Origin of the sequence: Dietzia massiliensis, from assembly GCF_018390595.1 — a bacterium.
Taxonomy (GTDB): domain Bacteria; phylum Actinomycetota; class Actinomycetes; order Mycobacteriales; family Mycobacteriaceae; genus Dietzia; species Dietzia massiliensis.
Map to the genome: position 1 here is coordinate 1 of NZ_JAHBAV010000031.1, position 13,815 is coordinate 13,815.

14 protein-coding genes are annotated in these 13,815 nt (G+C 71.5%); 3 read left to right on the forward strand and 11 right to left on the reverse strand.

Annotated elements, in window-relative coordinates:
* Positions 1-62 precede the first annotated feature (62 nt).
* Positions 63-1,403: a serine hydrolase domain-containing protein gene (locus KHA85_RS09960; protein ID WP_213185677.1), complete on the forward strand. Its 1,341-nt coding sequence runs from the start codon at positions 63-65 to the stop codon at positions 1,401-1,403.
* Between the two features lie 62 nt (positions 1,404-1,465).
* Here KHA85_RS09960 and KHA85_RS09965 read toward each other — a convergent pair whose 3' ends face one another.
* The 3 genes from KHA85_RS09965 to KHA85_RS09975 are packed head-to-tail and all read right to left on the reverse strand — an operon-like array spanning position 1,466 to position 4,845.
* The gene (locus KHA85_RS09965; protein WP_213185678.1) at positions 1,466-2,728 is read right to left on the reverse strand and encodes a deoxyguanosinetriphosphate triphosphohydrolase; all 1,263 of its coding nucleotides are present in this window, start codon (positions 2,726-2,728) and stop codon (positions 1,466-1,468) included.
* Between the two features lie 49 nt (positions 2,729-2,777).
* Positions 2,778-3,395: a YdcF family protein gene (locus tag KHA85_RS09970; protein WP_063974057.1), complete on the reverse strand. Its 618-nt coding sequence runs from the start codon at positions 3,393-3,395 to the stop codon at positions 2,778-2,780.
* 55 nt (positions 3,396-3,450) lie between these two features.
* The gene (locus KHA85_RS09975) at positions 3,451-4,845 is read right to left on the reverse strand and encodes a glycine--tRNA ligase (RefSeq protein ID WP_213185679.1); all 1,395 of its coding nucleotides are present in this window, start codon (positions 4,843-4,845) and stop codon (positions 3,451-3,453) included.
* A 190-nt stretch (positions 4,846-5,035) separates the two neighbouring features.
* On the opposite strand from KHA85_RS09975, the gene KHA85_RS09980 reads away from it, so the two are divergent.
* Both KHA85_RS09980 and KHA85_RS09985 read left to right on the forward strand, forming a co-directional pair.
* Entirely contained in the window at positions 5,036-5,404 is a 369-nt protein-coding gene (locus KHA85_RS09980) for an ArsR/SmtB family transcription factor (RefSeq protein ID WP_043565829.1), read from the forward strand.
* A gap of 4 nt (positions 5,405-5,408) precedes the next feature.
* Positions 5,409-5,837, forward strand: coding sequence for a Fur family transcriptional regulator (locus KHA85_RS09985; protein WP_061913731.1), 429 nt, complete (start codon positions 5,409-5,411; stop codon positions 5,835-5,837).
* A gap of 335 nt (positions 5,838-6,172) precedes the next feature.
* Here KHA85_RS09985 and KHA85_RS09990 read toward each other — a convergent pair whose 3' ends face one another.
* The 8 genes from KHA85_RS09990 to dnaJ form a co-directional block, all read right to left on the reverse strand.
* On the reverse strand, positions 6,173-6,985 hold the full coding sequence (locus KHA85_RS09990; RefSeq protein WP_061913729.1) for an isoprenyl transferase: 813 nt from the start codon (positions 6,983-6,985) through the stop codon (positions 6,173-6,175).
* Positions 6,960-7,853 carry a DNA repair protein RecO gene (gene recO / locus KHA85_RS09995; protein ID WP_213185680.1) on the reverse strand — a complete coding sequence of 298 codons (894 nt, stop codon included), beginning with the start codon at positions 7,851-7,853 and terminating at the stop codon, positions 6,960-6,962. Before recO ends, KHA85_RS09990 begins: the two co-directional genes overlap by 26 nt.
* A gap of 105 nt (positions 7,854-7,958) precedes the next feature.
* Positions 7,959-8,867, reverse strand: a complete 909-nt coding sequence (gene era, locus KHA85_RS10000; RefSeq protein WP_063974053.1) for a GTPase Era — start codon at positions 8,865-8,867, stop codon at positions 7,959-7,961.
* On the reverse strand, positions 8,864-10,189 hold the full coding sequence (locus KHA85_RS10005) for a hemolysin family protein (RefSeq protein WP_213185681.1): 1,326 nt from the start codon (positions 10,187-10,189) through the stop codon (positions 8,864-8,866). Before KHA85_RS10005 ends, era begins: the two co-directional genes overlap by 4 nt.
* Positions 10,190-10,192: 3 nt before the next feature.
* Positions 10,193-10,675 carry an rRNA maturation RNase YbeY gene (gene ybeY / locus KHA85_RS10010; protein WP_007626431.1) on the reverse strand — a complete coding sequence of 161 codons (483 nt, stop codon included), beginning with the start codon at positions 10,673-10,675 and terminating at the stop codon, positions 10,193-10,195.
* Complete coding sequence (locus KHA85_RS10015; protein WP_007626432.1) at positions 10,672-11,763, reverse strand: PhoH family protein; 1,092 nt, start codon at positions 11,761-11,763, stop codon at positions 10,672-10,674. The genes ybeY and KHA85_RS10015 overlap by 4 nt, the downstream gene beginning before the upstream one ends.
* Positions 11,760-12,557, reverse strand: coding sequence for a 16S rRNA (uracil(1498)-N(3))-methyltransferase (locus KHA85_RS10020; RefSeq protein ID WP_213185682.1), 798 nt, complete (start codon positions 12,555-12,557; stop codon positions 11,760-11,762). Before KHA85_RS10020 ends, KHA85_RS10015 begins: the two co-directional genes overlap by 4 nt.
* 44 nt (positions 12,558-12,601) lie before the next feature.
* A complete protein-coding gene (gene dnaJ / locus KHA85_RS10025) occupies positions 12,602-13,762 on the reverse strand; it encodes a molecular chaperone DnaJ (protein ID WP_213185683.1) in 1,161 nt (386 codons plus the stop codon).
* Positions 13,763-13,815 lie beyond the last annotated feature (53 nt).

Below are 13,815 nucleotides of genomic sequence, written 5' to 3' on the forward strand. Positions count from 1 at the left end.
GCGGAGGTGCGGGCGGGCGGTTCTGACCGCGCTGTCGGACCCGCTGGCTACCCTCTCTGTTCATGACACGTCGGCGGAAAGTGCTCATCGCGGTGTTCGCGGTCCTCGTCCTCCTGGTCGGCGCCGTGGTCGCGGCCGGCGTGTACTTCCGCCCCCTGCTGCTCACCGGCACCGGATACGCCGCGCACAACGCGTGCGCCCTGCACTTCCTCGTCGGGCGCGAGGACCACGAGTCCGACCTGCCGCCCAACCCGCTCGTGCCCTACCTGCGCACGGCGATCGACGACGAGGCCGGGACCGCCACCGCCTCCGTGCTCGGGATCGGCTTCCGGCAGACCGCGCACGTCTCCGAGCACGGCTGCGCCCTCGGTGGCCGCGCCGCGGGAGCCGAGAGCGCTGAACCGCCCCCGCCGCTGCGCGAGGACGGCGGCCCGGGCGTCCGGCTCGCCGAGGCGACCGACGTCCCGGACGAGGTCTCCGCGACCCTCGAGGAGACCGCGGCGCACGAGGGGACGCGGGGCCTCGTCGTCGTCCATCGCGGCGAGATCCTCGACGAGTGGTACGCCGACGGTTTCGGCCCCGACACCCGCCAGCTCGGCTGGTCCATGGCCAAGAGCGTGGCCTCCACGCTCGTCGGGCGTGCGCAGCTCGAATTCCCCGACGCCGACCTCGACCCGGCCACCACCGCGCTCCGCCCCGAGTGGACCGACGAGCGGGCGCGGATCTCACTCGACCACCTGCTGCGCATGACCTCCGGCCTCGAGTGGGACGAGGAGTACGACCTCGGCACCCCGGTCACCCGGATGCTCTACCTCGAGCCGGACATGGCCGACTACGCCGCGTCCCAGCGGCCCGCCCACAACCCGGGTGAGTACCGCCAGTACTCCTCCGGCACCACCAACATCCTCTGCGACCTCCTGCACGAGCGGACCGGGATGGGACCCGAGATGGCCGAGGAGTTGCTGTTCCGCCCGCTCGGCATGCGCAGCGCCGTCCTCGAGGCCGACGCGTCCGGCGGGTCGGTGTGCAGCTCGTACCTGTGGGCGAGTCCCCGGGACTGGGCGCGGTTCGGTCAGTTCGTGATGGACGACGGCGAGGTGGACGGACAGCGGCTCCTTCCAGAGGGGTGGATGGACTACGCGACCACGGGCGTCGCGGCGGGCGGCGAACCCGAGCCCTACGGCGCCCAGTGGTGGCTCAACCAGGCCGATGACGGTGGCCCGCTCCGGTTTGGCCGGATGCCGGCCGATGCCTACTGGGCGTCCGGTCACGACGGGCAGTACGTCGTGGTGGTCCCCTCGGCCGATCTCGTGGTGGTGCGCACGGGATTCACCCCCGGCTCGAGCCTCGACGAGGTGGGCGTGGACCGGCTGGTCGGCGAAGTCGCACGCGCGGTCGGCTGACCGACGGGTGCCCGCCTCGGTCGGTCGCCGCGCCCGCCGAGTGGCAGCCGCGGATCCCGGGGTCAGCCCCAGGCGGCCTGGATGCCGGCGCTCGCGCGGTCGACACGCTCGAGGCGGCTCTCGGTGTACAGGGCGATCTGATCGACGATGACCCGCATGCGCGCAGCGTCGTCGGGGGCCGCGTCCCACAGCGGCCGCAGCACCGGATCGAGTCCCGCCGGCGCGGACTGCGCCAGGAACTCCGCGACCCGGTGGATCCGGTCGCGCTGCCGGTCCTGCCTCAGGCGGTGCCCCGGATCGCTCATCACGTAGCGGACGGCCATCGTCTTGAGCATGACGACCTCGGCCTCGACCTCGACCGGCACCTCGAGATCGGCACTGTAGCGACCGTGCGGCTTCGCGCCGTGCACCTCGCGGGTCGCATGGATGGCGGGCATGACGAAGCGGCCGACCAGCTCGCTGGTAAGGGCCTTGAGCGCGACGAACCCGGCGAAGCTCTCGTCGAACGGCTGCACCGCACGGACCACCTCGAGCGAACCCAGGCGCCCGGCGGCCTGCTCCAACTGGTCGGTGTCCGGGCCGCGGAACTCGGCCGCGCCCAGCTCGGCGAGCGCGGCGACCTCCGACCGGTCCGTCAGCGATCGCAGGTCCAGTCGGCCGGCGACGATCGCGTCCTCCACGTCGTGCACCGAGTAGGCCACGTCGTCGGAGAAGTCCATGATCTGAGCCTCCAGGCACCGGGTGTCCCCGGGCGCGCCCTGCCGGATCCACGTGAGGGTGTCGGCGTCGTCGGGGTAGGCACCGAACTTCCGCGTCCCCTCCCGCGGCAGCCACGGGTACTTGGTGGCCGCGTCGAGGGCGGCGCGGGTGAGGTTCAGCCCCACCCCGCGACCGTCCCCGTCGACGACCTTGGGCTCGAGCCGGGACAGGATCCGCACGGTCTGCGCGTTGCCCTCGTAACCGCCGAAGGAGCGGGCGACCTCGTCCAGAGCACGCTCGCCGTTGTGGCCGTAGGGGGGATGGCCGATGTCGTGACTCAGACCCGCGAGGTCCGCCAGGTCCGGGTCGCAGCCCAGACCTGCGGCGATGCTGCGCGAGATCTGCGCCACCTCGAGCGAATGGGTGAGCCGGGTGCGCGGGGTGTCCCCGTCACCGGGGCCCACCACCTGGGTCTTGTCGGCGAGTCGTCGCAGTGCAGCCGAGTGCAGGACGCGGGCGCGGTCGCGGTCGAACGGACTGCGCTCACTGGCCTTGCCCCGGGCGCGTCCCGCCCCCTCGTCCACGCGCCGCTCGGCGTCCGCCGCCTCGTACGCGTAACCCGTCATGCCCGTCCCCTCCGGGCGTCGCCGCCCCCGTCGTCCCCGGGTCGCCGGCTCATCCCGGGAAGTCCACATCGCTACCGACGATCCGGTGGTACTGGTACCAGAGCACCGCGCCGGTCTCCCGGATGATGCTCATGATCTGGTTCTCGCGGGTCCACACCGCCGGCCCGTGCCGGGTCGGTGAGGTCCACGCGTCCAGTCCGGCATCGCGGGCCATCATCCGCGAGCGGTACGAGTGCGTGGGGTCGCTGACCAACACCACCGACTGTCCGCCCTGGTCACGCACCGTCTGCGCCACGGCGTCCAGGCTGCCCTCGGTGTTCGTTCCGGTCTCCACCGCCAGGACGGCCTCGGGGGGCACGCCCAGCCGGGTCAGATAGGCCCGGCCGGACCCGGCCTCGGTGTACAGGTCACCGGGCTGACCACCGCCGACCGTGATGATCTGCGGCGCGACCCCCTCGTCGTACAGCAGGGCCGCGTGTTCGAGTCGCGCCTGGAACACCGGGGTCGGTACGCCGTTGTACTGGGCGGCCCCCAGCACGACGATCGCGTCCGCCGGCGTGCGGTCATCGATCCGCGCGACGTGCCAGACGCGGAACGCGATGAACCCGGGGATGACCAGGCACAACAGCAGTGCGATGGTCAGGACCCAGCTGACGGCCCTGGACACCGCGCGGAGCGGGGACCCGGAACTTCTCACCCGACCAGTGTGCCAGGGGCGCCCGTCAGCACCCGATCAGGCGCTGGGCGAGGTACCCCTCCACCTGGTCGATGGCCACGCGTTCCTGCGCCATGGTGTCGCGCTCGCGGATCGTGACGGCCTGGTCCTCGAGCGTGTCGAAGTCCACGGTGATGCAGAACGGGGTGCCGATCTCGTCGTGGCGACGGTAGCGTCGGCCGATCGCCTGCGCATCGTCGAAGTCCACGTTCCAGTTCTTCCGCAGCTGGGCCGCCAGGTCTCGGGCCTTGGGAGACAGGTCGGCGTTGCGGGACAGCGGCAGCACCGCGGCTTTGATCGGCGCGAGCCGGCGGTCCAGCTTGAGCACCGTGCGGGTGTCCACGCCGCCCTTGGCGTTGGGGGCCTCGTCCTCGGTGTAGGCGTCGATGAGGAACGCCATGAGCGACCGGGTCAGACCGAAGCTCGGCTCGATGACGTAGGGCACGTACTTCTCGCCCGAGGCCTGGTCGAAGTACTGCAGATCCTCACCGGAGTGGGTCTGGTGCTGGGTCAGGTCGTAGTCGGTGCGGTTGGCGACGCCCATGAGTTCGCCCCACTCGTTGCCGGAGAACCCGAACTTGTACTCGAAGTCGATGGTGCCCGCCGAGTAGTGCGCGCGCTCGTCGTCGGGGACGTCGAAGCGGCGCATGTTCTCCGCGTCGATGCCCAGGTCGACGAACCAGTCCCAGCAGTCCTCGACCCAGCGCTTGAACCACTCGTCGGCCTCATCGGGCTTGACGAAGAACTCGATCTCCATCTGCTCGAACTCGCGGGTGCGGAAGATGAAGTTGCCGGGGGTGATCTCGTTGCGGAACGCCTTGCCGATCTGACCGATGCCGAACGGCGGCTTACGCCGGGCCGTGGTCATGACGTTCTTGTAGTTGATGAAGATGCCCTGCGCGGTCTCCGGACGCAGATAGTGCAGGCCGGTCTCGTTGTCCACGGGGCCGAGGTACGTCTTCATCAGGCCGGAGAACAGCTGCGGATCGGTCCACTGCCCCTTGGTGCCGCAGTTGGGGCACGCGATCTCGGTCATCGGGGCGTCGGCCACCGAGTCGAGCTTCTTTTTGGCGGCGTACGCCTCCTGCAGGTGGTCCTGACGCAGGCGGGTGTGGCAGTTGCGGCACTCCACGAGCGGATCCGTGAAGGTCTCGACGTGGCCCGAGGCCTGCCACACCTGGCGGGGCAGGATGATCGAGGAGTCCAAGCCCACGACGTCCTCGCGGCCCGTGACGAACGTGCGCCACCACTGCTTCTTGATGTTGTCCTTGAGCTCCACGCCCAGGGGGCCGTAGTCCCACGCCGAGCGCGTCCCGCCGTAGATCTCGCCACACTGGTACACCAGTCCCCGGCGCTTGCAGAGATTGACGACGGTGTCGATGACGGACGCTGAGGATGCCACGTCGGGGGTTCTCCCTCTGATGAGTCGGTTGGCGGAGGTGTCGGGGTGGACGACCTCGGCGCGGGCCTGCGCCCGGGCACTTCTCACCAGGGTATCCGGTCGACCCCACGGGTCTGGGATACTGGGGTCCCCTACCCGACACGGCGCCGGCGGCGACCGAGTACGACCTCGAGCCCGGAAGGTGGAGACGATGGCACCCGGACCCCGATCGACCGGTCCCCAACCGGTCGCGGACGTCCACGACTCCGACCACAGGGCCGTCCCGGTCCCCCTCCCGCCCGACCGTGTGGTGTCCGCGGCGGGGGAGCTCCTGCGGGCCCTGTCCGCGCCGCTGCGCATCGCGATCGTCCTGCAGCTGCGGGAGGGGCCGCGGTGCGTCCACGAACTCGTCGACGCTCTGGGGGTCGCCCAGCCACTAGTGAGCCAGCACCTGCGTGTGCTCAAGTCCTCGGGCGTGGTCTCGTCCCACCGGCAGGGACGCGAGATGCGCTACGAGCTGCTCGACGGGCACATGCTCAACATCGTCGAGGCGGCCGTCGGGCACGCCGGGGAGCAGTAGGGCCATGACCTCTTCCCGCAGGCCCATCGGCGTGCGCTCCACCCGACAGCGCAGCGCGATCTCGGGTCTCCTCGACGAGTCCAAAGGTTTCCGTTCAGCGCAGGACCTGCACGCCGAGCTGCGCGATCGAGGCGACACGATCGGGCTCACCACCGTGTACCGGACCCTGCAGTCGATGGCCGACGCCGGCGCAGTTGACGTGCTGCGCACCGACTCCGGAGAGCTGATCTTCCGCAAATGCTCCGACTCGCACCACCATCACCTGGTGTGCCGGATCTGTGGGTTCACCGTGGAGGTCGAGGAACCGGGGGTCGAGGTGTGGGCCCACCGCGCGGGCCGGGCCCACGGGTTCACCGAAGTCAGTCACACGGTCGAGCTGTTCGGCGTCTGCGCACGGTGCGCCGAGGCCGGGGCCGAGCCCACCGCCGACTGAGCCGCCGCAGGCCCGCCCGGCCACAGCCGCCCGCCGCCATGTCGTCTGGCGCGTACCGATGCGCAGGCGACACGCCATGCCCGCGCGCGGCTGTCTCCCGGGCGTACATCCGCAGGCGCGAGACGCCATCTGCGGGAGCGGCTGCGCGGCATGCCCACGCGCGAGACGCCAGGCTCGAGAGCGAGACGCCATCCCCAGGAGCGGCTGCGCGGACCCCGCCCGAGCGAGACGCCAAGTTCAGGAGCGAAACGCGATCCCAGGAAGCGAGACGCCAGCCCCGGGGGCGGCTGCGTGGCATGCGCGGCCTGGCGGCGGGAGTACGAGCCTCCGCCGTCTCAGGCCGGGGCGACGCCGCCGAAGCGCCGGTCGCGTTCCGCGTACTCCAGACAGGCCGCCCACAGGTCTCGGCGATCGAAGTCCGGGAACAAGGTGTCCTGGAAGACGAACTCGGCGTACGCGCTCTGCCACAGCAGGAAATTCGACGTGCGCAGCTCCCCCGACGGGCGCAGGAACAGGTCGACGTCCGGCATGTCGGGCTCGTCGAGGAAGTCGGCGAAGTTCTCCTCGGTGATGTCGTCGGGCCCCAGCTCGCCGGCGGCCACACGGCGGGCGATGTCGCGCGCGGCGTCGACGATCTCGGCCCGGCCGCCGTAGTTCACGCACATGGCCAGGGTCATGACCGTGTTGTCGCGGGTGAGCTCTTCCGCCTCCTCGAGCTCTTTGATGACCGACCCCCACAGCCGCGGTCGCCGGCCGGCCCACCGCACGCGCACCCCGAGGGCGTGCATCTCGTCGCGACGTCGCCGCAGGACGTCGCGGTTGAAGCCCATGAGGAACCGCACCTCCTCCGGGCTGCGCTTCCAGTTCTCGGTGGAGAACGCGTACGCGGACAGGTACGGGATGCCCATCTCGATGCACCCCTGGACCACGTCCATCAGTACGGCCTCGCCGCGCTTGTGCCCCTCGGTGCGGGGCAGACCGCGCTCCTGCGCCCAGCGCCCGTTGCCGTCCATGACCAGCGCGACGTGGCCGGGCACGAACTCGGCGGGGATGGCCGGCGGCCGCGCCCCCGACGGATGCGGGGTCGGCGGCCGGACCGTGGCCGCCTGCGGCGCGGAACGCTTACGGAATCTGGGTAGTCCGGGCACGGGGCTCCTTAACGGGGATGACGGGGGCGGAATCGGCGGGCCGGGCCGCATCGACGGGCCAAGCCGCATCGACGGGCCGAGCGGAATCAGGACGAGCGGCGACGAATCCGTCGGCATCCGCGCCGATCAGTCCGCGATCGACCAAAGGCAGGCTGCGCAGATCGCGCTCGAGATGCCACTGCAGGTGCGCGGCCGCGATGCCGGAGGCCTGCCGCACCACCGCGGGCGAAGACAACCCGACCGCGTCCCAACGCCCGGCGAGCAGCGCAGACAGGTGCTCGGCGACGCCCGGCGAGAGCATCGCACAGCCCTGCGGCCGACAGTGCACGCACACGGTGCCGCCGGACGCGACGTGGAACGCCCGGTGCGGACCGACGGCCCCGCAGCGCACGCAGCAGTCGAGGACGGGTTCCCAGCCGGAGGCGGCCATGGCGCGCAGGAGGAACGCGTCGGCGACCAACCCCGGCGCGCGGCGGTGCTCGGCGAGGGAGCGCAGGGCGCCGACGGCGAGGCCGAGCAACCGCGGAGTGGGAGCACCCTCCTCGCCGGCCAGGCGTTCGGCGGTCTCCAGCACCACACAGCCGGACGTGTACGCGGGGTAGTCCGCGACCAGCGGACGGGCGAGGGATTCGCGGCTGGTGGCCTGGCGGACCGTGCCCAGCCCGCTGCTGCCGCGGCCCGGGGCGATCTGCACCTCCACCACCGCGAACGGCTCGAGGCTGGCGCCCATGCGGGAGCGGGTGCGCCGCACGGCGCGGGCCACGGCGCGGACGAGGCCGTGACGTTCGGTCAGCAGGGTGACGATGCGGTCGGCCTCGCCCAGGTCGTAGGTACGCACGACGAGGCCCGTGTCGGTGAAGGGATGCACCCGGGCCTCCTTCCGTGTCGTTCGCCCGCGCCGCGCCGATCATCCGCGCGACCATGCGGGCGACGCGTATCGCACCGTGCAGGTGCCCATTGTCCCACTCGCGGCCTAGAAGCCGAGGCGCCCCAGCATCTTGGGGTCGCGCTGCCACTCCTTGAGGACTTTGACGTGCAGGTCGAGGTACACCTTGGTGCCCAGCAGCGCCTCGATTCCGGCGCGGGCACGGGTGCCGACCTCGCGCATGCGGGATCCGCCCTTGCCGAGCACGATCGACTTCTGACTCTGCCGCTCGACGTAGACCGTGGCGTGGACGTCCACCATGTCGTCACGGCCCTCGTGCGGCAGGACCTCCTCGATGGTCACCGCGATCGAGTGCGGCAGCTCATCGCGCACGCCCTCGAGGGCCGCCTCGCGGATGAGCTCGGCCATGCGGGTCTCGTCGGACTCCTCGGTCACCACGTCGTCCGGGTAGAACTGCGGCCCCTCGGGCAGCAGTGAGGCGATGACGTCCGCCACCACGTCGACCTGCTCGCCGGACGCGGCCGAGACCGGCACGACCTCGGAGTCCGGCCCGAGGAGCTCGGAGACGGCGACGAGCTGCTCCATGACCTTCTGCTTGGAGACCGTGTCGATCTTGGTCACCAGCCCCAGGAGCGGCGTGGTCGGGCACAGTTTGCGGACCTGTTCGAGGATCCAGCGGTCGCCGGGGCCGATCCGCTCGCCGGCGGGGATGCACAGGCCGATGAGGTCGACGTCGGAGTAGGTGTCCTCGACCAGCGCGTTGAGCCGTTCCCCGAGCAGTGTGCGCGGGCGGTGCAGGCCGGGGGTGTCGACGAGGATGATCTGCGCGTCGGGCCGGTGGACGATGCCGCGGATGGCGTGCCGCGTGGTCTGGGGTTTGGCGGAGGTGATGGCGATCTTCTCGCCCACCAGCGCGTTGGTCAGGGTGGACTTGCCCGTGTTGGGTCGGCCCACGAAACTGACGAACCCGCTGCGGTAGTTCTCGGGAGTACTCATCGATTGTCCTCGCGCCGGGGGTGGTCGTCGGTGTCGTCGTCATCGGTCTCGGTGGGTGTGGCCACCACGGTGACCACCTTCACCCGCCCGCGTCGGTCGTGGCCGCCCTCGGCCCGCAGGTCGAGGCCGCTGGTGACGATGTGCGCCCCGGGCAGGGGGACGCGGCCGAGTTCGAGGGCGAGCAGCCCGCCGACGGTCTCGACCTCCTCGGACACCTCGTCGGGGAACTCGATGTCGAACAGGTCCGCGACCTCGTCGAGCCCGAGCCGGGCGGACAGCCGGTAGCGGCCGTCGCCCAGATCTTCGACGGGCGGGACCTCGGTGGTGTCGTACTCGTCGACGATCTCGCCGACGATCTCCTCGAGGATGTCCTCGATCGACACGAGTCCGGCGGTGCCCCCGTACTCGTCGACGAGGATCGCCAGGTGATTGTGGTCGCGCTGCATCTCGGCCAGCAGGTCGTCGATCCGCTTGGCGTCGGGCACGAACACCGCCGGGCGCATCACCTCGGCGACGGGGGCGGCGCGCCCGTCGGGGTCGTCGAGGCGGGCCACGATGTCGCGGAGGTAGACCACGCCCACCACGTTGTCGGAGTTGTCCCCGTCGACCACGGGGATGCGGGAGTAGCCGGACTTGACGGTGAGCCGCGCGGCCTGGCCGACGGTCTTGTCGGACTCGATCCACACCATCTCGGTGCGGGGGGTCATGACCTCGCGGGCGGTCGTGTCACCCAGTTCGAAGACCGACTGGATCATGCGGGACTCGTCGTCGGCCACGACGCCGCGCTCGCGGGCCATGTCGACGATCTCAAGCAGCTCGATCTCCGAGGCGAAGGGCCCGTTGCGGAAGCCGCCGCCGGGGATGACGGCGTTGCCGAGGCCGACCAGCAGGGTCGCGACGGGGCCCAGGACGACCCCGGTCACGGTCAGCGGCGTCGACGCGCCCAGGGCGAGCGTGTAGGCGTGCTGGCGGCCGAGGGTGCGGGGCCCGACCCCGGCGACGATGTACGCGGCGACGGTGGTGACGACGACCGCGGTGACCAGTGCCCAGGCGCGGGAGTCGATGAACTCGTCGAACACCACGGTGAACAGCACGGCGGCGCCGATGAGGCTGAGCATGTGCAGCAGGACGGCGACGTTGATGTACCGCGGGCGGGCGTCGAGCATCCTGGCCAGACGGACGGCGCCGTAGCGGTTGTCCTTGGCCATCTCCTCGACGCGCGCCACGGAGACCGTGCTCAGAGCGGCGTCGAGGGCGGCGAACAGGCCGGCGACGGGGATGAGCACCACGGCCGCGATGGCCGTGTAGATGGTGGCGTCCACGACTCAGGCGTCCACTCTCGGGGACTCGTCGCGGTGGTCGTACCACTCGCCCAACAGCTCGTTCTGCAGGCCGAACATCTCGCGCTCCTCGGCGGGCTCGGCGTGGTCGTAGCCCAGCAGGTGCAGGCACCCGTGGACCGTGAGCAGGGCGAGCTCGTGCGCGAGCGGGTGGCCGGAGCTGGCGGCCTGGTCGGCGGCGAACGCCGGGCACAGGACGATGTCGCCGAGCATGGCGGGGCCGGGCTCGGGCAGGTCGGGGCGGCCGCCGGGGGTGAGCTCGTCCATGGGGAAGCTCATCACGTCGGTGGGGCCGGGCAGGTTCATCCACGTGACGTGGAGGTCGGCCATGGTGTCCTTGTCGACGAGCGTGATCGACAGCTCGGCGGCCGGGTGCACGTCCATCCGGGCGATCACGAACGCGGCCACGTCGATGAGCTCGGCCTCGTCGACCTCCACGCCCGACTCGTTGGCGACCTCGATACTCATCGTCGGCGCTGCTCCCTGTTCCTGTGTGTGGTGGTGGGTCGGTCGCCCCGTTCGAGGCGGGCTTCGTGCTTGGCGTAGGCGTCGACGATCCGGCCGACGAGGGCGTGCCGGATCACGTCGCGGGACGTGAGCTCGGAGAAGTGGATGTCGTCGACGCCGGAGAGGATGTCGCGCACGACCTTGAGGCCGGAGCGCTGCCCGCCGGGCAGGTCGATCTGGGTGATGTCGCCGGTGACGACGATCTTGGAGCCGAAGCCCAGGCGGGTGAGGAACATCTTCATCTGCTCGGGCGTGGTGTTCTGCGCCTCGTCGAGGATGATGAATGAGTCGTTGAGCGTGCGACCGCGCATGTATGCCAGCGGCGCCACCTCGATCACCCCGGCCGCCATGAGCTTGGGGATCGCCTCGGGGTCCATCATGTCGTGCAGCGAGTCGTACAGCGGCCGCAGGTACGGGTCGATCTTCTCGTGCAGGGTGCCGGGCAGGTAGCCCAACCGCTCTCCCGCCTCGACCGCGGGCCGGGTGAGGATGATGCGGCTGACCTCCTTGGCGCGTAGCGCGGCGACGGCCTTGGCCATGGCGAGGTAGGTCTTGCCGGTACCGGCGGGTCCGAGGCCGAACACGATGGTGTGGTCGTCGATCGCGTCGACGTAGCGCTTCTGCCCCAGCGTCTTGGGCCGGATCATGCCGCCGCGGCGGGACAGCACGTCGGTGCCGAGGACCTCCTCGGGCGTGAGCGGTCCGGAGTCGGCGAGGATCTCCACCGAGCGCCGCACGGACGCCGGGGTGATCTCCACTCCCCTGCGCGCCTGCCGCAGCAGGTCGGACACGACGCGGGAGGCGCGGTCGACGTCGGGCGGCTCCCCGGAGATGGTCATGGTGCCGCCGCGCACGTGCAGGTCGGCGGCGAGCAGGTCCTCGAGGGCGCGGAGATTGGCGTCGGCGGCGCCGAGCACCGCCATCGCCAGGTCGGGGTCGAGTTGGACCGCCGTGCGGGCGGGGGTGTCGCCGGGGTCGCGCCGGTCGCCGTCGGCGGGGGCGCCGGGGTCGGGGACTGCGTCGTTTCCTGGGGTGCTTACGTGGATCACTTCCCGTGTCGTGGTGCGGTTGGGTCGAGTGTAGACCGCGCGGCCGCCCATCTCGGGGTGAGAACGCCGAGTGCGGCCAACGCCACCGTCGCGGCGGTGGAGGTCCGGAGAACCTCGGGGCCCAGGACGACCGGGCGGGCGCCGGCGGCGGTGAGGGCGTCGAGTTCGGCGTCGGAGACCCCGCCCTCGGGGCCGACGACGACGAGGACCCGCTCCCCCGTCGGTCCCGCGGTCACCGCGTCCGCGAACCCGGCGGCGCCCTCCTCGTGCAGCACGAGTGCGCTGGCCCCGCCCTCGACCTCGGCGGCGACGAGGGCGGCGAGCGCGGTAGAGTCGATGAGGTCGCCGATCTCCGGCTCCCAGGCTCGGCGGGACTGTTTGGCGGCGGCCCGGGCGGCGTTGGTCCACTTGGTGCGACCCTTGTCCACCTTGGGGCCGGTCCACCGGCTCACGCAGCGGTCCGCCTGCCACGGCACGATCCGGTCGGCGCCGGCCTCGGTGGCGAGTTCGACGGCCAGTTCCGACCGCTCGGACTTGGGCAGGGCCTGGACGACGGTGACCTCGGGGGTCGGGCGTGGCACGTCGACCCGGGTGACGACCTCGGCCTCGACGCGGCCGGAGCTCGTCGTCGTCACCACACAGTCCGCCACCGCGCCCCGGCCGTCACCGACCCGGATCGCCTCCCCCGGGCGGACCCGCAGCGCCGATCCGGCGTGCCGGCCCTCGGGGCCGTCGAGCACGACCGTCTCGCCGACGGCGGGGACGGTGTCGGCGCGGAACAAAGAGGGGGTCACGGGCGGCTCGGTATCCGGGGTTCTCGGTGTCGTGTCTCGGCGGCTCAGTGCCCGGCGACGGCGTCGCGCAGGCGGGAGAACAGGCCACCGCGGTGGGCGGTGTCCTCGTTGACGACCTCGGCCGAGTCACCGTCGAGGCGGCGCAGCTGCTCCACGAGGTCGCGGCGCTTGCGGTCCAGCCTCTCCGGGATGACGACCTCCATGTGGACCGTCAGGTCACCCGCGCCACCACCGCGGACGCGGGGCATGCCGCGCCCGGTGAGGGTGACGGTGTGGCCGGGCTGCGTGCCGGCCGGGATCTCGATCTGCAGGGGTTCGCCCACCACCGTCTCGAGCTCCACCTCGCCGCCGAGGATCGCGTCGACCACCGGCACGCGGACCGTGCAGTGCAGGTCCTCGCCGTCGCGGACGAATACCGGGTGGGTGCGCTCGTTGACCTCGATGTAGAGGTCGCCGGCCGGCCCGCCGCCGGGGCCGACCTCGCCCTGCCCCGCCAGGCGGATGCGCATGCCGCCGCCGACGCCGGCGGGGATCTTGGCCGAGACGGTGCGGCGCTTGCGGACGCGGCCCTGGCCGGTGCACTCACCACACGGGTCGGTGATGATTTCGCCCGTGCCCGCGCAGGTCGGGCAGGGGCGGCTGGTCATGATGTTGCCCAGGAGCGATCGCTGGACGGACTGGATCTCACCCTGGCCCTGGCACATCCCGCAGGTGGCCGGCGGCTTGTCGCTGGCCGAGCCCTTGCCGTGGCACGTCTCGCACAGCACGGCGGTGTCGACCTGGATCTCCTTGGTGACGCCGGTGGCGCACTCGTCCAGGCCGAGGGTGACGCGGATGAGTGCGTCCGAACCGGGCTGGACGCGGCTGCGGGGGCCGCGTCCACCGCCTCCGGCCCCGCCGCCGAAGAAGGCCTCGAAGACGTCGCCGAGTCCGCCGCTGCCGAAGCCCCCGCCGAAACCGCCGCCGTAGCCACCGCCACCGCCGGACGAGTCGAGCGGGTCGCCGCCCATGTCGACGATGCGGCGCTTCTCCGGGTCGGTGAGGACCTCGTAGATCGCGGTGATCTCGCTGAACTTCTCACGCGCCTCGTCCGACGGGTTGACGTCGGGGTGGAGCTCGCGGGCGAGCTTGCGGTAGGCGCGCTTGATCTCGGACTCCGAGGCGCCCCTATCGACCCCGAGGGTCCCGTAGTAGTCGCGTGACACGTGTGGCCTTTCGTCGTGAGGAAGATCTGATCGCAGCGGGAAGCGTACGGGCG